We start from the raw sequence: 20886 nt of genomic DNA, 5'->3' as shown, positions 1-20886 counted from the left end.
ATGAGGTAAGAAAATGAAAGGAATGCTTTACAGGGGATTAATTCAAGGATTAAAGACTACATTAAAGCTCGGAAAAGTTATTTTTCCAATCACATTAATTATAACAATATTGCAATTTACACCTGTTTTCCCCTGGTTTATGAATATTATCTCTCCGCTCATGGGGATATTCGGTTTGTCAGGAGAAGCTGCTGTTCCGCTAGTGTTAGGAAACACCTTAAATTTATACGCAGGGATTGCAGCGATTATTTCTTTTGATTTTACCGTTAAGGAAGTATTTATTATGGCAGTTATGCTGTCTTTCTCCCATAATCTATTTATTGAATCTGCTGTAGCAACTAGTGTGGGAGTGAAATGGTGGACGATTGTCGGTATACGGGTTGGGCTTGCTGTGATATCCGGGTTTTTAATCAATTTATTTTGGTCTGGAGGCGCAGATCTTGCTCAATACGGTTTTATTTCCAGCAATGAAGTGATCTTAAATAACTGGTGGGAGATTGCGCTTCATGGTGCACAGGCTGCTGCCATAGCTATTGTTCAATTAGCCTGTATTGTTATCCCGTTAATGATTATCATGCAAATTATGCGGGAGCTTGGCTGGATGAATGCCATGTCTAATAAATTAGCTCCATTTATGAAACTGCTGGGAATAGATAAACGTGCTTCCATGACAATGGTTGCCGGACTCACTATCGGACTTGCCTATGGCGCCGGACTCATGATGCAGGCGGTGAAAGAAGATAATGTGCCAAAGAAGGATATGTACTTAGCATTAATTTTTCTTGTATCCTGCCACGCGGTTGTAGAGGATACACTTGTCTTTATTCCGCTTGGTATTCCGGTTTGGCCATTATTAATTATCCGATTATCTGTAGCGATTATTTTGACGATGATTATTGCTTATTTTTGGAAGAAGGAAGAAAGGAAAGTGCAACATGAGCATTCGTACCATTCTGTTTGATTTGGACGGAACATTATTAAATACAAATGAGCTTATACGTGCTTCATTTGAACATACATTTGAAAAATTTAATATGCAGTTTACCCCGGAAGAAATAAAACATCTTAATGGTCCGCCGTTAAATGAAACCTTTCATGAAATAAACCCGGAGCTGTCTGAACGAATGACAGCCGCATACCGGGAGTATAATATGAGAGAGCATGACCGGTATGTAGAAGCTTTTCCATATGTTTATGAAACAATCAAACAGCTGTATGATAAAGGCATTACGTTGGGAATTGTAAGCACGAAAATTAAAAAAACAGTTATGATGGGATTGGATTTAACCAGTCTGACAGACTTCTTCTCTGTGATTATTACTTATGATGATGTGACACTTAAAAAACCTGATCCTGAACCGGTAGAAAAAGCAATGAAACTGGTACATGCGAATCCTGAGACAACCTTAATGGTAGGAGATAATTTTCATGATATTGTTTCAGGACAGCGTGCCGGGACACAGACGGCGGCGGTAAGCTGGTCTGAAAAAACAGAAGCCTTTTTAAAAAGCTATCAGCCAACATATTATTTGGATACAATGAAGGATTTATTAACAGTGGCAGGTGAATAGTCATGCGCAGAACAGAAAGGTATAAAGTCCATCATAAAGCTAATTCATTATGGCAGATGTACAGTACGGTATCTTTTTTTAAAATAGTAAAAAATTTTATTGTGATTCAGATCGCGCGTTATACTCCTTTTTTAAGAATGAAAAATTGGATGTACCGGCATTTTTTGCGTATGAAGATAGGCGACCGTACATCATTTGCTTTAATGGCAATGCCTGATTCCATGTTTCCGGAAAAAATTAACGTTGGAAATAACAGTATTATTGGTTATAATACAACGATTTTAGCGCATGAATATTTAATAACAGAATATCGTTTGGGTGAGGTGCATATCGGTAACGAGGTAATGATAGGTGCCAACTCGACAATATTACCGGGAGTGCATATCGGTGATGGAGCAATTGTTTCAGCCGCAACACTTGTCCATAAAGATGTTCCTGCCGGAGCTTTTGCCGGAGGAAATCCGATGCGGATTATTTATACAAAAGAAGAAATGGAATCACGCAAGATTTCCGATAATGACTGAGAGGAGCAAGCTTTGATGCAATTACCTGCTGGTGTACTGCCTGCTGTAAGGCGTATGAAGGATTTTGAGAAGGTATTAGAAAGTAACCATGAATACATTATTATTTTAGAATCAAGATTAGTCCAGCTGAAGAGTATGATTGATTACAGTCACCGGGCAAATAAAAAGGTATTTATCCATTTTGATTTAATTCAGGGGCTGAAAGCAGATGAATATGGTATGGAATTCCTGTATCGGGAAATAAAACCTGATGGTATATTAACGACACGCGGTAATGTGGTGACAGCTGCAAAAAAATATAAACTCCTGGCCATTCAGCGTGTTTTCATACTAGACAGTGCTGCATTAGAGCAGAGTATAAAGCTTATCCATCGATTTGAACCGGATTACGTGGAGATTCTGCCGGGGCTCGTGCCGGAAGTAATTGAAGAGATTACCGGTGAAACGGATATTCCTATTATTGCCGGCGGGTTAATTAAAGAGGAAGATCAAGTCACCCAGGCGCTGGATGCTGGAGCAGTAGCTGTATCTACATCAAGCCGCAAGCTTTGGAATCTTTCATAATTAAAAGGAACAGCACCGGTCCCAAGGTGCTGTTGATTCAATGGATTGACAACGTTTTCAATTTGTTTTATTCTAAACTTAAACTAATCGTGATGGAGACAAGGAGCCCGCGCAAACGTGTACCAGGATAAGAATGGTGCTATTTGTTGCGGGCTTTTCTCCTTATCATTTTCCTCCTTGATGTAAAAGTCACAAGTTTTATCTTTTTCTAAACTTATTCTGACATGGTATGATTATTTGGTTGTAGAAATAGAGGATAAGCCTTGTGGAATATCCTTATATGTTTAAAAAAGCACAATGGAGGAATAGGGTATGAAAGAACAATATATATTGTCAATTGACCAGGGAACAACAAGCTCCCGGGCTATTTTATTTAATAAAGGAGGGGAGATTGTTGCCACAGCTCAAAAAGAATTTGAACAGCTTTTTCTAAAGCCGGGCTGGGTAGAGCATGATCCGAATGAAATTTGGACTTCTGTACTTGGCTGTATTTCTGAAGTATTGAATAATACAGGTATAGAAGCAAATCAGGTTGCCGGGATCGGGATTACAAATCAGCGTGAGACAGCTGTTGTATGGGATAAGCAAACTGGAAGACCAATCTATAAAGCAATCGTTTGGCAATCTCGTCAAACAGAAGAGATTTGCCGTGATTTAAAACAGCAAGGCTATGAAGATACAATTCGCAGCAAAACGGGTCTTTTAATTGATCCATATTTTTCAGGAACAAAGGTAAAATGGATTTTAGATAATGTGAAAGGTGCGAGAGAGAAGGCAGATGCGGGAGACCTTTTATTTGGAACGATTGATACATGGTTAATCTATAAATTTTCGGGTGGGAAGACTCATGTAACCGACTATTCGAATGCTTCCCGTACCCTAATGTTCAATATTTATGATTTAAAGTGGGATAAGGAGCTTTTAGAAATTCTTGGTGTACCGCAATCGATGCTTCCAGAGGTACGGCCATCTTCTGAAGTTTATACAAAAACAGTATCGTATCATTTCTCTGGTGAAGAAATACCGATTGCCGGAATTGCAGGAGACCAGCAGGCAGCCTTATTTGGTCAGGCATGCTTTGAAAAAGGAATGGCAAAAAACACATATGGGACAGGTTGTTTCCTGCTAATGAACACTGGAGAAGAACCAGTAGCATCGAAACAAGGATTGTTAACCACGATTGCATGGGGCCTGGATGGAAAAGTAAATTATGCACTGGAAGGAAGTATATTTGTCGCAGGTTCGGCTATCCAATGGCTGCGCGATGGATTACAGATGATCGCGTCAAGTCCGGAGAGCGAAGCATTTGCATCTGAAGTGGATACAACAGAAGGTGTTTATATGATTCCTGCTTTTGTCGGGTTAGGTACTCCCTATTGGGATAGTGATGCCCGTGGTGCGGTTTTTGGTTTGACAAGAGGGACGAAGAAAGAGCATTTTATCCGTGCTACATTAGAATCCCTGGCTTATCAGACAAAGGATGTGATGCAGGCAATGTCTGTGGATGCAGATATTGATTTAAAAACGCTCCGTGTTGATGGCGGAGCAGTAAAAAATGATTTATTAATGCAATTCCAAAGTGATATCTTAGAAGCATCTGTGGAACGTCCGGTGATCCAGGAAACGACAGCATTAGGAGCGGCTTATTTAGCAGGAATTGCTGTCGGGTACTGGAAGGATCAGGACGAGATAGCAACACAGTGGCTAAATGAAAAAACATTTGAACCGAAAATGGATAAAACAGAGAGTGACCGTCTATATAACGGCTGGCAAAAAGCTGTTAAAGCCACACGTGCATTTAAAACAGAATAGTACCTGGTAAAATTAGATGAAGGTGTTTTGGGAAGCTATATATATTGTTAAGAAGTCGAAGCTAATTTAGGAATCAATTTGAATTTTTAACATAGATACTGGATTGATTCATTTCATTAAAAATCTGGAGGGATAGAAATGAAAAAGATAATCAATAATCCAAGCAATGTAATTCAAGACATGGTAAAAGGAATGACTCTGGCAAACGAAGAACAATGGTTGCAGGTAGAAGGCACAAACGTTATCCGCCGTAAGGAGCTGTCACAGGGGAAGGTCGGCCTGGTCAGCGGCGGCGGAAGCGGACATGAACCAGCCCATGCCGGCTATGTTGGCAAAGGGATGTTAGATGCAGCAGTTGTTGGAGAGGTTTTCACCTCACCGACACCAGATCAGATTTTTGAAGCTATTAAAGCAGTTGACCAAGGAAATGGTGTCCTGTTAATCGTAAAAAATTATACCGGTGATGTTTTAAACTTTGAAATGGCTGGTGAATTAGCAGAGGCGGAAGGAATCCGGGTGGAGCAGGTAATTGTAAATGATGATATTGCTGTGAAGGACAGCGATTTTACCATTGGCCGCCGCGGGATTGCCGGCACTATATTTGTTCATAAAGCAGCAGGAGCAAAGGCAGAACAGGGAGCTTCGTTAGATGAGGTAAAAGCAGCCGCAGAAAAGATAATTGAGCAGGTACGTTCTATGGGGATGGCTCTGACTCCATGCACGGTCCCTGACGCTGGAAAACCAAGCTTTCATTTAGATGAAGATGAAATGGAGTTAGGGATCGGTATTCATGGAGAAGCAGGGACGGAACGGAAAAAGATTGCTTCTGCGAAAGAAATAGCTGATGAATTAACAAGTAATATTATTGAAGATGCAGGCCTGACAGCTGGTGACGAGGTAGCTGTTATAATTAACGGCATGGGTTCTACGCCAGAAATGGAGTTATTTATTGTAAATGGTCATGTTAATGACATGCTGAAGGAAAAACAGATTTCTATTCATCGGACATATGTCGGCGAATATATGACATCTCTTGAAATGGCTGGCTTTTCTATCACGCTGTTAAAAGTTGACGAGGAAATAAAAGAGCTGTTAGCAGAGCCGAGTGAAGCTGTCGCTTTTAAAGCATAATTTCAGGAAGGAGTTTTTAAATATGCTAACAATACAATCAGTTCAGGACTGGATGGTAAAAGCAAATGAGTACATGCAGGAGAATAAAGCTTATCTGACAGAGCTTGATCAGGCAATTGGAGACAGTGATCATGGTATTAATATGTCAAGAGGCTTTCAGGAGGTTGTAAAAAAACTTGAACAATCCTCGTACGATGATGTTTCAGCTATGCTAAAGGATGTTGCAATGACACTGATGTCAAAAGTAGGAGGAGCATCAGGCCCGTTATACGGTACTGCTTTTCTAAAATTGTCGATGGCAGTGAAAGGGAAGGAAACTGTAGACAAGGATGATATTGCAGCAGGCCTGGATGCTGCAGCACAAGGTGTTCAGCAGCGGGGGAAATCAACCACTGGAGAAAAAACAATGGTAGATGTGTGGGCACCGATTGTTACCTGGTGGAAAGAACAGGATGAAATTGATGCAGCAGATTTAGAAAAGAAAGCAAAAGAAGCTATGGAATCCACAAAACCGATGAAAGCAACAAAAGGCAGAGCTTCTTACTTGAAGGAAAAATCTGTCGGTCATATTGATCCGGGAGCTGCTTCCAGTTACTATATTTTCAAATCGCTGGCAGAAATTTTAGCATAACTCACAGCATACTCAAGCCGTATTTCCAATTACTTTTACACCATTATATCTGATACCTGAAAATGAAAAAGCCCGGATAAAAGCAAAAGGCTATACAGCATGTATAATATATGTTAGTATGAATTTAAGTTAATAAATACGGACGGAGAAGCTATGGAGAGACCGCGGGAAGGCTGATATTATTATATCAGTATTCTTGTGGTCTTTTTTTATTTATCCGGAGTATTCAGATTGTGATTGGCAATATAAAAGAAAAGCTGTAGAAGAACGAACTGCTTTTTCTTATGCTTTTGGATGAATAACCGTCTTTAAATAGGGAATAAGAAACTATAGATGATTATAGGAGTGGAGTTTATGAGCGAATTTTCAGGGAAAAGACGTAAAGAAGTATTAGAATCACTAGAAAAAGAACAACTTGATTTACTAGTTGTCGGTGGAGGTATTACCGGTTCAGGAATTTCATTAGATGCCGCTACAAGAGGCTTGCGAACCGGACTTATTGAAATGCAGGATTTTGCAGCTGGTACATCAAGCCGCTCAACAAAATTAGTACATGGCGGTCTGCGCTACTTACAGCAATTTGAAGTGAAAATGGTTGCAGAGGTAGGGAAAGAACGTGCTGTCGTTTATGAAAATGGTCCGCATGTTACCACACCAGAGTGGATGCTTTTACCATTCCATAAAGGAAGTAATTTAGGACCGTTTACATCTAATATCGGCTTGCGTGTATATGACTTTTTGGCAGGCGTTAAAAAATCAGAACGCCGTGAAATGCTGAAGCCGGCTGAAGTATTAGAACGTGAGCCACTCGTTAAAAAAGAGGAGCTTCGTGGCGGCGGGTATTATGTAGAGTATAAAACAGATGATGCACGCTTAACGATTGAAGTGCTTAAAAAAGCAGTTGAAAATGGTGTCAAAGCAGTCAACTATATAAAAGCAGTGGAATTCATTTATGAAGATGGTAAAGTAGTCGGTGTAGTAGCAGAAAATCAAATCAGTAAAGAAAAGCATAAAATCTATGCGAAAAAAATTATTAATGCCGGCGGTCCTTGGGTGGATGATGTTCGTGAATTAGATGGATCCAAAAAAGGGAAGACACTTCATTTAACAAAAGGTGTTCACCTTGTCTTCGATGAATCTGTATTCCCGCTTAAACAGGCAGTGTACTTCGATACACCGGACGGACGGATGGTTTTTGCTATTCCGCGTGATGGTAAAACGTACGTAGGTACAACGGATACGGACTATAAAGGAAATATTGCACATCCGACAATGACAGAGAAAGATCGCGATTATATCTTAGATGCGATTAATTATATGTTCCCTTCTGTTGGAATCAGTGCAGACAAAGTTGAATCCAGCTGGGCTGGAATACGTCCTTTAATTGCTGAAGAGGGTGCAAGCAGCCCAAGTGAAATCTCCCGTAAAGATGAAATTTTCCAATCTGATTCCGGCTTACTTTCCATGGCAGGAGGAAAATTAACAGGCTACCGTAAAATGGGTGAACATGTTGTTAATATGGTAGTGAAACAATTAAAAGAAGAAGAAGGCATTTTATATACAGATAGCCAAACGAAGCATTTGCCAATTTCCGGCGGTGAAGTTGGCGGATCAAAAGGCTTCAAGAATTTCAAAGCAGAAAAGGTTAAAGAAGGTGTGAGCCTTGGTTTAACAGAGAAAGAAGCAGCAGAACTGACCCAGCGTTACGGTGCAAATGTAGAAAAAGTATTCACACTTTATACAGATAATAAAGAAGCGGCTAAAAATGAAAATATTGAACCGGCAGTATTTGCACAGGTACTATATGCAATTAATGAAGAAATGGCTTATAAAGCAGTTGACTTCTTTATCCGCCGTTCAGGCGCGTTATTCTTTAACCGCCCATGGGTAGAAATGCACATGGATACTGTACTTCCATTTATGGAAAAAGAACTCGGCTGGACAAAAGACGAAGCAGCAGCATATAAAAAAGAATTGGAACAATTATTATACGAAACAACACATCCAGATAAATAAGAATATAATAATAAGAATAAGATGCATGCTTTGGCATGTGTCTTATTTTTTCGGTTTTGTCGATTCTGTCCACTCCTATCTTCAGCATTTTTATCTATTAGAAAAGCTCCGGATAACATGGACATCCGCTGCTCAGCCTTTCAAATACAGACCTTTGCCAAGAGCAGTAAACAGAAGTAAAAGTTTCACTATTTAACATGACAAATATGGGAATCTGCTATATTCTATGGTATACTTTTCTCGACTTGTCTTTAAGAACGGGGGAGATTCATGTTAAAAGGAAATAGAAATAAAACAAAAAAGAAAACAAATAACGTAACCCCATTCATTCCTGAAGGCGACTTTTACTATACAAAGGGTGTAGAGGCATTTAAAAAAAGGAAATTTGATATTGCAATTAAATGGATTCAAAAAGCAATAGAAGACAAACCCTATTTTCCTCTGTATAAATGTCAGTTATCTATTATTTATACAGAAACAGGTGCTTATCATAAAGCAAATCAACTGCTGACAGAGGTTTTGCGGACTGGAGAATATGTTGATTGCTACTATTTAGCTGCAAATAATTATGCGCATCTTGGATTGCTGCAGGATGCTAAAAAATATGCACAAATGTATTTAGATAAAAAGCCAGAAGGAGATTTTAGTGATGATGCTGCCCAGCTCCTTGATTATATAGAAATTGGCGATGAAGACGAGGATGACATCTTTTCTCTGGAGGATGAGGATGAACTGATCATTTTACAGGAGACAGCCTTTTACCATATAGAAAATGATGACTGGGAAAAAGCGATTCCTTTTATTGAGGAGATAATGGAAATTTTTCCGGAACAGAAGTTAGCTGTTCATGATTATGCACAAGCACTGTTCTATACAGGAAAAAAAGAAGAGGCTATGCATATTGAAGAAGATCTTCTGGAGGATTACCCGAATAATTTGCAAAGTCATTTAAATTTAGCGCTGTTTTATTATGAAACAGGAGATTCAAATTATTTGGAGCATATTCAAATCATAGATAATATTTACCCAATTCATGAGGAGCAAAAGCTGCGGATTGCGGAAGTCTTTGCAAAAACAGAAAATTATTCTTTAGCATATGAACGGTATCAAAATGTTTCCTGGGAGCAAGCTAAAAGAAGAGCATCTTATTATAAGTGGTATAGTGTTACAGCTTATCATTCAGGATATCCCAGTAAAGCGCTGCGATTATGGGAAGAGGGTTTGAGACGGCACCCTAAGTTATCAAAGGAAGAAGGGCCCTGGGCTTTTAAAGATTGAAAAAGGGTTCAGTATCCTGTCGCTGTTCAGGAATTATGAACTTGAGCAAAAAGATAGACGTTATATCTTAATTTCATTACACTATACGTTGGAATAAGAATATTATAAAGATAAAGGGGCGGTATTGAATGTCCGAAGAAAAAATATATGATGTGATTATTGCCGGAGCTGGACCAGCAGGGATGACTGCTGCAGTTTATGCTTCACGGGCAAATTTAGATACATTGATGCTGGAACGCGGTATTCCCGGCGGCCAAATGGCAAATACAGAGGATGTAGAAAACTATCCTGGATTTGATCATATTTTAGGGCCGGATTTATCGAATAAAATGTTCGATCATGCTAAAAAATTTGGTGCGGAATACGCATACGGTGATATTAAATCCATTGAAGATCATGGTAATTATAAAACCATTCATGCAGGAAAGAAAGAGTATCATACGAAGGCTTTAATTATTGCAACAGGAGCACAATATAAAAAGCTTGGCATCCCCGGTGAAGAAGAGCTTGGCGGACGCGGTGTATCTTATTGTGCCGTTTGTGATGGTGCTTTCTTTAAAGAAAAGGAACTGATTGTTGTCGGCGGCGGGGACTCTGCCGTGGAAGAAGGCGTATATTTAACAAGATTCGCAAGCAAAGTAACCATTGTCCATCGCCGTGATGAACTGCGTGCACAGCGCATTCTTCAGGATCGTGCCTTTGGTAATGATAAAATTGAATTTATTTGGGATACAGTGCCTGAGAAAATTAATGGTACAGACGGAAAAGTCAGCAGTATCACTTTAAAAAATAGAAAAACGAACGAAGTATATGATTTCGATACAAACGGTGTATTTGTTTATATCGGTATGCTTCCATTAAATGATCCGTTTACAGACTTAGGAATTACTGACGCAGAAGGATATATCCCTACATCTGAAAACATGGAAACAAAAATACCTGGAATTTTTGCAGCTGGGGATATCCGTGCAAAAGATCTCAGACAAATTGTTACTGCTACTGGCGATGGAAGTATCGCAGCTGAAACAGCAATTAAATATGTAGAGACATTAGAAGATTAAACAAGATAATTGTCGTATTTTAGGTGATAAGTAATTCTAAAGTTATTGAGAATTGTCGAATCTATAGGAGCTATCGATCTTAAGGTATAATTTGTATAAAAAAATTAATCTCCGGTAACTGCTTCTTAACCTTGTTGTAACACGTATGAAACAATGAAGAGTTAAGATAGGGTTAACTAATTGACCCCCTTTTAATAGATAGATTAGTTTTGGGACAGGTGACTCACCTGTCCATTTTTTTGGATTAAAATAAAGAGTATTTTTTTGTTTGTATAAACACAAGCAGCATTCAACCGAATTCTTGGCGAATACCAGGTTTTCTAATATAATGAAGTAAGATACAATAGGTATAGTAATAAGATTGGCCGGTTAAGAGCTTAAATGTCCAGGATTTGGGGCCGGGGCCGGGACTACTCGTCCCAACAGAAACATCTGCGATTATCCGTCCCACCGGAAACATAAGTGGTGTCGGAAGAGGTTTGAAAGGGGAGAGTTCAGTGAATCAAGAAAAAGAAACAAAGCTCGTTATTATTACTGGAATGTCAGGAGCCGGAAAAACAGTTGCGGTACAAAGCTTTGAGGATTTAGGTTATTATTGTGTAGATAATTTACCTCCTGCACTTCTTCCAAAGTTTTTAGAATTGATGAAGGATGCTTCTAATACAATTCAGAAAGTGGCCCTTGTCATGGATTTAAGGGGAAGAGAATTTTTTGATTCCTTATACAAGGCACTAGACGCAATTAGCCATACACCATGGATTCAAAGTCATATTCTATTTTTAGATGCAGCTGATGAAACTTTAGTTACAAGATATAAAGAGACAAGACGCTCTCATCCATTAGCTGTCGGCGGGCTCCCTTTAAACGGAATTCATCAGGAGAGGATAATTATTGATGAATTACGGGGACGTTCTCAAAGAATTATTGATACATCGAATCTGAAGCCGAGAGATTTACGCGAAAAGATTGTTCAATTATATAAGGAAGAAAAGCAGGAAGTATTTTCTGTTCATTTCGTATCTTTTGGATTTAAATATGGAATTCCAATTGATGCGGATTTAGTTTTTGATGTACGTTTTTTGCCGAATCCACATTACGTGTCTGCGCTTCAGCCTTTAACAGGATTAAATCAGGAAGTTTCTTCTTACGTATTTAAATGGACAGATACGCAGCTATTTACGGATAAATTAAATGATTTATTCCGTTTTATGTTTCCACAATATAAAAAAGAAGGAAAATCACAATTAGTCATTGCCATTGGATGCACTGGCGGACAGCATCGCTCCGTAGCTTTAGCTGAGTATTTCTCAAAACAATTCAATGATGATTATATTACACATGTCAGCCATCGGGATATTGAAAAGAGAAAGGCTAAATCATCATGAGCAATGTTCCCAAAATAACGGCTATTGGCGGAGGAACAGGGATGCCGGTTTTACTGCGTGGATTGAAGGATTTACCGGTGGAGCTTACTGCAGTTGTGACTGTAGCAGATGATGGCGGCAGTACAGGGAGAATCCGTTCAGAGATGGAAATACCTGCGCCGGGGGATATCCGGAACGTTATTGCTGCTCTATCTGATGCAGAACCTATGCTTTTAGAGCTTTTTCAACACCGGTTTCAACAAGGGAACGGATTGACTGGTCATTCATTAGGAAATTTATTATTAGCTGCCATGACATCGATGACCGGTAATTTTAATCAGGGGATAAAAGAAATTTCCCGGGTTCTTAATGTAAAAGGAAAGATATATCCGATTTCAAATGATAATATGTCTTTGCATGCAATTATGGAGGACGGTGAAGTTATTCATGGCGAATCAAATATTCCTCTGTCCGGGAAACGGATTAAACGTATTTTCTTAGAACCGCAGCCGCTGCATCCATTGCCCAATGCTGTTGAATCCATTGAAAAAGCTGATTTGATTGTTATATCTCCAGGCAGCCTATATACTTCCATCATGCCGAATTTAATTGTTCCAGAGGTGAAGGAAGCATTACACAACGCGAAAGCAAAAAAAGTCTATGTTTGTAATATCATGACACAATATGGAGAAACAACGGGATATTCTGCGGCAGATCATGTTCAGGCTATTCATGACCATGTTGGTGACGCTTGTGTCGATTATGTTATTGTTCATAATCAGCCAATAGATGCACAAACACAGGAGATTTATAAAGAAGAGAGAGCATTCCCGGTAGAAGCGGATATTGACCGTTTAAAAGCCATGAATGTTCAGGTTGTTGCAGGAAATATTGTTGTAAAGCATAAAGATGGAACACTTCGTCATAATAATGATAAAATTGCTGAAATGCTTTATAAATTTTTATAATTTTATCACGGAATGAAGTTTCACTCTATGTACGTGTCAAAAGGGAAGGAGTGTGATACTATGTCCTTCGCATCAGATATTAAGAAAGAACTAACCGCGATTCAATCGGACTCCTGCTGTCAGTTAGCTGAGTTAGCTGCATTAGTTCGAATGAATGGCGTTATTTCTATATCAAAGCAAAGTTATGCACTGGATGTGCAGACAGAGAATGCAGCAATTGCAAGGCGTATTTACACATTAATTAAGCAAAATTATACATTACCGCTAGAACTGCTTGTCCGTAAAAAAATGAAGCTGAAAAAAAATAATGTTTATATTGTACGTATGAGAAATGGTGTGCAGTCTTTATTAGAGGATTTGGATTTAATCGAAAATCAATATCAAATTATCCGGACTATTTCAGATAAATACTTAGATAAAGAGTGCTGCCGCAAATCATATTTACGTGGAGCATTTCTGGCCGGCGGCTCGATGAATAATCCGGAAACGTCTTCTTACCATCTGGAAATTTTCAATTATTATGAGGAACATGCAGAAGAGTTAAAAACATTATTGAATGGATACGACTTGCATGCAAGAACATTGGAACGCAAAAACGGGTATATCGTATATATGAAAGAAGCAGAGAAGATCACTGCTTTTTTAAGTATTATCGGAGCGCATCAGGCATTATTGAAATTTGAAGATGTTCGTATTATCCGTGATATGCGGAACTCCGTGAACAGGTTAGTAAATTGTGAAACAGCAAACTTAAATAAAACCATTGGTGCAGCATTCCGTCAAATTGAAAATATTAAATTGATAGAACAGACAGTCGGACTGGAACAATTACCAGAGAAATTACAAGAGATAGCTAAGCTGCGGGTCCAGTATGAAGAAGTTTCGTTAAAGGAATTAGGCGAGCTTGTTTCCAGCGGAACAATCTCGAAATCAGGCGTGAATCACCGCCTGAAAAAGATTGATGAATTTGCCGAAAAAATTAAACGCGGAGAATTACAGCTTGGTAATTAATGCTAGTATCCGGAGAATATGATATAATGCAATAAATATCATGGAACATCGCCAAAAAATAGATGCAGAGCTTTCTCTGCATTGCAAAAAAATGGAGGCGTTTACTTAAGACAGGAGAGTGGATTTGTTGATTGAGAAAACGGTGAAGATTGAATTAGATTCAGGACTGCAGGCAAGACCAGCTGCTTATTTTGTGCAAGAGGCCAATCGATTTGATTCACACATATTTTTAGAGAATGATGATAAAAAAGTGAATGCGAAAAGCATTATGGGATTGATGAGCTTAGCTTTGACAAAAGGAGAAAAAATTAAGCTAATTATTGAAGGTGAAGACGAAGAAGAGGCGATGGAATATTTAACAAGCCTCGTTCGTGAGAAAGTATAATTGAGTTAATATAAAGCTTTAAATAAACAGTAAGTATCAAATCTTTACCTATGAAAAAACTCCCTCTTAAGGACGGGTAATCTTTACTCAAACTTAAGAGGGAGTTATCATTGCATTACAGTTTTTTAGTAGCGCGCCCAGAGGGATTCGAACCCCCGGCAAACCTGGTACCGGAAACCAGTGCTCTATCCAGCTGAGCTATGGGCGCATATTGTTTTATTAAAAACACAACCTTTATTATACATACGAAATCCTCTGGAGACAAGTCCTTTTTCTTTATTTGACAAAATTTCTTAGGTTTAACAAACATAAAATCGGGAAAACTGGTTAAAGTAGAAATTTGGAGAATCTTTTTGTTTGACCTTTATTGACCAATGAGCTATCATATAAACTATAGTAATTAAATTATCAGCCATGTTAACTGGCTATTCAAGGAGGATTTTTAATGAATTTAGTACCTACAGTTATTGAACAAACAAACCGTGGTGAACGCGCATACGATATTTATTCCCGATTATTGAAGGACCGGATTATTTTACTTGGCAGTGGTATTGATGACAATGTTGCCAATTCTATTGTAGCCCAGTTGCTATTTTTAGAAGCAGAAGACCCAGGAAAAGATATCTCTTTATACATTAATTCTCCTGGCGGCTCTATTACAGCCGGTATGGCAATTTTCGATACAATGAATTTTATTAAGTCAGATGTATCTACTATCTGCATAGGTATGGCAGCTTCTATGGGAGCCTTCTTACTTAACGCCGGTGCAAAAGGCAAACGTTTTGCATTGCCAAACAGTGAAATTATGATTCATCAGCCTTTAGGCGGTACACAGGGACAGGCAACAGATATTGAAATTCATGCAAGAAGAATTATTGAAATCAAAAAACGTATGAACCGCATCATGTCTGAAAATACCGGACAGCCATTAGAAGTTATTGAACATGATACAGAGCGAGATAACTTTATGACTGCAGAACAGTCTAAAGAATATGGCTTAATTGATGACATCTTCGAACGCAAACAATAATAAATGAAGTGTGAAACGTAAAACAGACTCAGGTTTTAGCGCCTGGTCTGTTTTTTTATGCTGTTCTTTATGTGATATATTTTAAATTGTGCTTGTTATAAATGATTTATTTATAAGATAATTTAACAACAATACATTTTCATTATAAAATGAAAAATCATATTTATCATAAAGCTGAAATATCTTGTAAATACTGTGAAATTAACCGTTTTGTCATTCCTGCACAGTATAGTTTATGGTAAAATAAACACAAGAAAGAGTTTCAAAAATAATGTAAAAATTCTAAGTTGAATTATCCTGTACATGTTATCCCACATTTCATTAGTCTTAGGCATCTTTGACGGGATGAGAAGTTTCCTTTTATAATCCCCTGCAAGCGAATTTCTTGTAGAATATAGCCAGCCGTATTCCCTATCTGCAGAAATATCGTTCCTCAAGACGGAAGTATCACTTTAAAGCTGTTTCTCCATGAAATGTTGTCTTTTGTATAAACTTTTACTACCCAAAAGCTGTCAAGACATAAGGGCTTTAAAAACTATCTTTTTAGGTAGATTAATTTAGAATCTGTTATTGGAAAATATTTCAAGGAGGATGTAAATGGAAAAAATAGTGAACATTGTAGAATCACAAGTTATTGCTTCTGTGAAGTCACCGGAACATTTAGATTTGGCTGCGGCTTCAAATTCAAATGTTGTATTTTTATTAACGGGAGATTTACTGACAACATCTGATTATTTGGATGTACTTAAAAAGGCTGGAAAGCAAACTTTCTTACATATAGATTTTATTGAAGGTCTTTCTAATTCAAGAAATGCACTAAAATATATTGCAAAGGTATGGCAGCCTAAAGGAATTATTACAACAAGAAACAGCCTGATTAAATATGCAAAAGAAGAAGGATTAATGACAGTTCAAAGAATATTTTTAATTGATAAAAATGCCATGAAAAAAGGAATTGAGATGGCAGATCAATTTCAGCCGGATGCTATTGAAATATTACCTGGACTTATGCCAACCGTCATAGATGAATTAACAGGGACAACAAAACTCCCTATTATAGCTGGAGGGCTGATCAGCAAAGAAAAAGAGATTATGGAAGGATTAGAAGCAGGAGCTTTAGCTATCTCCTCAAGTGATCCTAAACTATGGAATATTGATATTTGATATAAACCAATTAAAAGGCTCTATGGATTTATCTATCCATAGAGTTTTTTAGCTGGAAAAGAGAATAATCCTGCTGTTTCCTGCAGTACTGAATTGGTTTTGTAAATATTTGTTCATAAAATTGTGATTTTTTCTTTACAATTATGAAAGCGTTTGCTATACTTGTGACAATAATTAAATAACTCTATATAGAAATAGGAGAAGATAGAGTTGGATAATTACCTTTCGGAGGAGAGGTATGTCCAATTTCTTATCTTCTCCTATTTTTTTGGGTTATTTTCAATAAAAAAAGGAGGAGAAAGGTATGAAAGGTAAAAAAGGGCAGTTAGTTATAGGGGTATTATTTATTGTTTTGATTAGTTTACTTGCGGCTTGTGCTGGTGACGATGCAGGAGGGGACGGTAATTCTGGCAGCGGAGGGGCAGTTACCCTGTATTCCCCTGAAACACCCGATTTAACGAAAGAATTAGCTGCTAAATTTGAGGAAGTACATGGCACACCGGTAAACGTAAATTATGCAGGAACGAATGTACTTGTGAATCAAATGATTGCTGAGAAAGGTAATCCACAGGCTGATGTCTGGTACGGCGGTGGAGGTATTCTGCCTTTTGAAACAGCTGTAGATAAGGATATTATCACGCAATATATTCCAGAAGCAGCAGAGGATTGGGAAGTGACTGAAAATGGAATCAAAATGAAGCATCAGGATGATTACTATGTAGGTACAGAGATTTTTGTACTTGGTTTTGCTTACAATACAGAATTGGTTTCTGAAGAAGAAGCGCCAAAAACATGGGAAGATTTATTAGATCCTAAATGGGAAGGTAAAATTCAATTTCCAAATCCCGCCGCTTCTGGTACATCTACTTTGATGGTACTAAGCTACATGATGCAGCATGGCGAGGAAGAAGGCTGGGAGTATTTCCAAAAGCTGACGGATTACGCAAATTCTATTCCTGATTCAGGCTCCAGTCCGACCAAAGGGGTTGCTATGGGAGAAGCTGAAATAGCAATTGGCTTCGATTTTATGGCATATGAACTAAAGGAAAACGGAGAAGATGTTGATTTTATCGTTCCCGAAGAAACGCCAGTATTAGTAAACCCGGTTACATTGGTTAAAGATGGTCCTAACCCGGATGGCGGTGAGTTATTTATGGACTTTATGCTGAGTGATGAAGCGCAGGAAATTTTAGCTTCGTGGAATCATATCCCGATTAATCCAGATGTTGAATCACAAACACCGATTTCTTTAGAAACTGTACAGGAGCATGCTATTGATCTGGACATTGATTGGGTAAACGAAAACTATGACCGAATCAGAAATGATTGGAATACGAATATAGAGTAAAGGAATGGTTTTATGGGTTCTGTTGTTGTAAATCAGCTTACAAAGAATTTTTCTGGAACAGATGTGCTTAAGAATATTGAATTAGATATCCAAGAGGGCGAATTTTTTGCTCTTCTTGGTCCATCCGGATGCGGAAAGACAACAACCATGCGTTGTATTGCCGGATTTGAAACACCAACAAGCGGAGAAATAAAAATTGGTGAAAAGATAGTAAATAAAATTTCTCCCCATCAAAGAAACTGCGGAATGGTATTCCAAAGCTATGCGTTATTTCCGCATATGAATGTCTTTGATAATATAGCATACAGTTTAAATATCAAGCGTTTAAGAGAAAGTAATATGTTTAAAAAAATCGGAGTATATATCCGGATGCTGAATAGTAAAATAGTCAAATATCCAAAAGATATTGAGGAAAAAGTAAATAGTATTTTAGAGTATGTAGAGCTGCAGGATCATGCTAAAAAGCTGACAGGTGAGCTTTCGGGCGGACAGCAGCAGCGGGTTGCGTTAGCCAGAGCGCTTGTAATGGAGCCGCAGGTATTATTGATGGATGAGCCTTTATCCAATCTGGACCAGAAGTTAAGGCATACGATGAGAAATACAATTAGAAGAATTCAACAGGAACTGAAGATTACAACGATTTTCGTGACACATGATCAGGAGGAAGCAATGAGTATGGCAGATCGTGTTGCTGTTATGAATGACGGAGAAATTCTGCAAATTGGAACACCAACAGATTTATATAGTAATCCGAAAACGCCTTTTATTGCAGATTTTGTCGGTACCTCAAATATATTACCTGGGAAGGTGACCAAAAAAGAAAATAATCTGGTTTATGTACAGGTGGGAGATTACGAAATTCAATCTACTATGAATACAGATCTTGAAGATGTCCAGCTTGTGATCAGACCAGAGAATTTAATAGTAAAAGATAAAAGTGAAAGTACAATCGACAATTATTTTGAAGGCATCGTGGAAGTATCTACTTATTTGGGCTCAACAGTAAGGTATGATATTAAAGTCGGTGAACATAATTTGCTGGTGGACACGGTTTTTGAATCAGGAGATAAGATTTTTTCAAAAGGGTCAGAAATCAAAGTTATTGTAGATCCTGAAAGGGTTTTGCTGTTATGAAGAAATTAAAAGATAATTTTAACGGTCTTGGGATATTAAAAATACTTGTCTATGCTTTCTTTCTGTTATTCTTACTTATTCCTTTGCTATCTATCTTCCTGGTGAGCTTTACAAATGAGCCTATCAATATATTTGGCTCGTTAATAAGCATGGACACACTGCAGACGACCATCAATCAGTTTAAAAATGCTACTTTAGATAACTTTACTGCTATTTTTCAAAATACAACTTATTTTACTTCCCTGAAAAATAGCTTGTATTTGGCAATAACGGTATCACTTGTCGTTATGGTAATTTGTATTCCAATTGCTTATGGGATTGCAAGAACGAAGATGCCTTTTAAGAAAACAATCAGCGCATTATGCACCATTCCGCTAGTAGTGCCGACGTTTATTTCCGGATATTCTTTTATTATTATGTTCGGAAGGTCTGGATGGGTTACACAAATCTATCAATATTTAGGTGGAGAAGGACTCTTTATTGATCCATACTCGATGACAGGTATAGCAATTGTACAAATATTTTTCTTTTTCCCATATGCGTTATGGCCTATGGTAGCAGCATTTAAAGTAAGTGATATATCGCTTGAAGAAGCGTCCAGAAATATGGGAGCAAAGAGCTGGCTTACTTTTTCAACAGTAACAATGCCGTTGGTCATACCAGGGATGCTATCTACAGCATTGGTTATCTTTGCGGTCAGTTTTTCCGATTTTGGAACACCAATAATTTTAGCACCAAGTGATTTAAATCTGATTGTCGTGGAGGCATATAGAGAAATTTCCGGATTCTTTAACTGGGGCGGTGCCGCTATTTTGACTGTTGTCATGATTGCTATTGCGGGACTTGCCTACTGGCTGCAAAATTATTTCACGAAAAATATGAATTACGGTTCTGTATCTGGAAAACCAAAACAAGTTAAACTCAGCGATAATAAAATGCTGACCGTTCCTTTATTTATATTTTCAGCTTTCGTTATTATCGTTCCGTTATTGTCGGTACTTACTGTATTTTTGCAGTCGATTGCAACTACCTGGGGAAAGGATCTTCTGCCAAGTGGTTACACGTTATCTCATTACCAGACTATTTTCACATCCTCTCTCGGGAACATCCAAAACAGTATTGTACTGGCGCTGGGAGCCTTGGTAATAAGTGTTGTCGTATCAGCGGCAGTAGCTTACTTTGTTGTAAGACATAAATCAACAGCACTGGATTTTGTAACGACAGTACCATTGATTGTTCCCGGAATTGCTGTCGGTATTGCATTGATTCAAACATTTAATACAGCACCGTTACAGCTTACAGGAACAGCGTTTATTCTCATCGTCGCGTATGCAATGCGGAGATTACCGTATATGGTCCGGTCTACGATGAGTACGATGAAATCTATTAAAGCAGATATCGAAGAAGCGGCTATTAACTTAGGAGCCTCTACTTTTACAGCTTTATTGACAGTTGTAGGACCATTAATGCTGCCAGGTATTGCGGCGGGATCCATACTCGTTTTTGTAACTGTCATTAAAGAGACAAGTATATCAATTCTGATGGCACCGGCAAACTGGGCACCAATGAGTCTGGCAATCTTTCAAAATGTTATGCGGGCAGAATACTATTCTGCGGCAGCGATGTCAATCGTTCTTGTTGTTATTGTAGTTATATTCCAGATGATTGCTGAAAAACTTACAAATAGAAGTGAGAAAAAAAGCTAAGGCTTAAATATCCTGTCCGGGATTTTGTTCTTTAGAAAACAAAATCCCGGGCATAAAAACAAAATAGATTCTAAAAAACTTTATTGATGGTTGTCATGGGTAAATTTTTATAGAAAAAGGACATCAAATTGCTTTTATTTAACAGAATATTCAGTTAGTTATTTGTTTAACCGTTTATAAGTCAAAAG

19 protein-coding genes and 1 tRNA gene are annotated in these 20886 nt (G+C 38.1%); 19 read left to right on the top strand and 1 reads right to left on the bottom strand.

Annotation, left to right across the window (positions count from 1 at the left end; all coding sequences use genetic code 11):
- Nucleotides 1-13 precede the first annotated feature (13 nt).
- The 14 genes from IEX29_RS00345 to IEX29_RS00280 all read left to right on the top strand — a co-directional run bounded on the left by IEX29_RS00345 (nt 14) and on the right by IEX29_RS00280 (nt 14316).
- Nucleotides 14-961: a nucleoside recognition domain-containing protein gene (locus IEX29_RS00345; protein ID WP_188732540.1), complete on the top strand. Its 948-nt coding sequence runs from the start codon at nt 14-16 to the stop codon at nt 959-961.
- A complete protein-coding gene (gene ppaX, locus IEX29_RS00340; RefSeq protein ID WP_188732539.1) occupies nt 936-1571 on the top strand; it encodes a pyrophosphatase PpaX in 636 nt (211 codons plus the stop codon). The genes IEX29_RS00345 and ppaX overlap by 26 nt, the downstream gene beginning before the upstream one ends.
- A gap of 2 nt (nt 1572-1573) precedes the next feature.
- Nucleotides 1574-2095, top strand: coding sequence for an acyltransferase (locus tag IEX29_RS00335; protein WP_188732538.1), 522 nt, complete (start codon nt 1574-1576; stop codon nt 2093-2095).
- 15 nt (nt 2096-2110) lie between these two features.
- The gene (locus IEX29_RS00330) at nt 2111-2659 is read left to right on the top strand and encodes a glycerol-3-phosphate responsive antiterminator (protein ID WP_188732537.1); all 549 of its coding nucleotides are present in this window, start codon (nt 2111-2113) and stop codon (nt 2657-2659) included.
- A 312-nt stretch (nt 2660-2971) separates the two neighbouring features.
- Nucleotides 2972-4471: a glycerol kinase GlpK gene (glpK, locus tag IEX29_RS00325; RefSeq protein WP_188732536.1), complete on the top strand. Its 1500-nt coding sequence runs from the start codon at nt 2972-2974 to the stop codon at nt 4469-4471.
- A gap of 138 nt (nt 4472-4609) precedes the next feature.
- Nucleotides 4610-5602 (top strand): dihydroxyacetone kinase subunit DhaK, encoded by a 993-nt coding sequence (gene dhaK, locus IEX29_RS00320; protein ID WP_188732535.1) that lies wholly within the window; start codon nt 4610-4612, stop codon nt 5600-5602.
- A 22-nt stretch (nt 5603-5624) separates the two neighbouring features.
- The gene (gene dhaL, locus IEX29_RS00315; protein WP_188732534.1) at nt 5625-6233 is read left to right on the top strand and encodes a dihydroxyacetone kinase subunit DhaL; all 609 of its coding nucleotides are present in this window, start codon (nt 5625-5627) and stop codon (nt 6231-6233) included.
- Between the two features lie 354 nt (nt 6234-6587).
- Complete coding sequence (locus IEX29_RS00310) at nt 6588-8249, top strand: glycerol-3-phosphate dehydrogenase/oxidase (protein ID WP_188732533.1); 1662 nt, start codon at nt 6588-6590, stop codon at nt 8247-8249.
- Between the two features lie 270 nt (nt 8250-8519).
- A complete protein-coding gene (locus IEX29_RS00305; RefSeq protein ID WP_188732532.1) occupies nt 8520-9527 on the top strand; it encodes a tetratricopeptide repeat protein in 1008 nt (335 codons plus the stop codon).
- A gap of 128 nt (nt 9528-9655) precedes the next feature.
- A complete protein-coding gene (gene trxB / locus IEX29_RS00300; protein ID WP_188732531.1) occupies nt 9656-10588 on the top strand; it encodes a thioredoxin-disulfide reductase in 933 nt (310 codons plus the stop codon).
- A gap of 497 nt (nt 10589-11085) precedes the next feature.
- Nucleotides 11086-11973, top strand: a complete 888-nt coding sequence (gene rapZ, locus IEX29_RS00295) for an RNase adapter RapZ (RefSeq protein ID WP_188732530.1) — start codon at nt 11086-11088, stop codon at nt 11971-11973.
- On the top strand, nt 11970-12920 hold the full coding sequence (mgfK, locus tag IEX29_RS00290; protein ID WP_188732529.1) for a gluconeogenesis morphogenetic factor MgfK: 951 nt from the start codon (nt 11970-11972) through the stop codon (nt 12918-12920). The genes rapZ and mgfK overlap by 4 nt, the downstream gene beginning before the upstream one ends.
- Before the next feature lie 60 nt (nt 12921-12980).
- Nucleotides 12981-13931: a DNA-binding protein WhiA gene (whiA, locus tag IEX29_RS00285; RefSeq protein ID WP_188732528.1), complete on the top strand. Its 951-nt coding sequence runs from the start codon at nt 12981-12983 to the stop codon at nt 13929-13931.
- 127 nt (nt 13932-14058) lie between these two features.
- Nucleotides 14059-14316, top strand: coding sequence for an HPr family phosphocarrier protein (locus IEX29_RS00280; RefSeq protein WP_188732527.1), 258 nt, complete (start codon nt 14059-14061; stop codon nt 14314-14316).
- Between the two features lie 132 nt (nt 14317-14448).
- Here the strand turns inward: IEX29_RS00280 and IEX29_RS00275 are convergent.
- Nucleotides 14449-14524 (bottom strand) — tRNA-Arg (locus IEX29_RS00275).
- A gap of 237 nt (nt 14525-14761) precedes the next feature.
- Between IEX29_RS00275 and clpP the strand changes: the two genes are divergently transcribed.
- The 5 genes from clpP to IEX29_RS00250 all read left to right on the top strand — a co-directional run bounded on the left by clpP (nt 14762) and on the right by IEX29_RS00250 (nt 20698).
- Complete coding sequence (gene clpP / locus IEX29_RS00270; RefSeq protein WP_188732526.1) at nt 14762-15346, top strand: ATP-dependent Clp endopeptidase proteolytic subunit ClpP; 585 nt, start codon at nt 14762-14764, stop codon at nt 15344-15346.
- Between the two features lie 597 nt (nt 15347-15943).
- On the top strand, nt 15944-16510 hold the full coding sequence (locus tag IEX29_RS00265; RefSeq protein WP_188732525.1) for a glycerol-3-phosphate responsive antiterminator: 567 nt from the start codon (nt 15944-15946) through the stop codon (nt 16508-16510).
- A 304-nt stretch (nt 16511-16814) separates the two neighbouring features.
- Complete coding sequence (locus IEX29_RS00260) at nt 16815-17858, top strand: ABC transporter substrate-binding protein (RefSeq protein ID WP_188732524.1); 1044 nt, start codon at nt 16815-16817, stop codon at nt 17856-17858.
- Between the two features lie 12 nt (nt 17859-17870).
- Nucleotides 17871-18992: an ABC transporter ATP-binding protein gene (locus tag IEX29_RS00255; protein ID WP_188732523.1), complete on the top strand. Its 1122-nt coding sequence runs from the start codon at nt 17871-17873 to the stop codon at nt 18990-18992.
- Entirely contained in the window at nt 18989-20698 is a 1710-nt protein-coding gene (locus tag IEX29_RS00250; protein WP_188732522.1) for an ABC transporter permease, read from the top strand. The genes IEX29_RS00255 and IEX29_RS00250 overlap by 4 nt, the downstream gene beginning before the upstream one ends.
- Nucleotides 20699-20886 lie beyond the last annotated feature (188 nt).

The sequence above is a fragment of the Oceanobacillus neutriphilus genome (genome assembly GCF_014645515.1).
Lineage (GTDB): Bacteria > Bacillota > Bacilli > Bacillales > Amphibacillaceae > Oceanobacillus > Oceanobacillus neutriphilus.
Note: the sequence above shows the minus strand (reverse complement) of the source record. Positions and strands in the feature narration are given on the sequence as shown.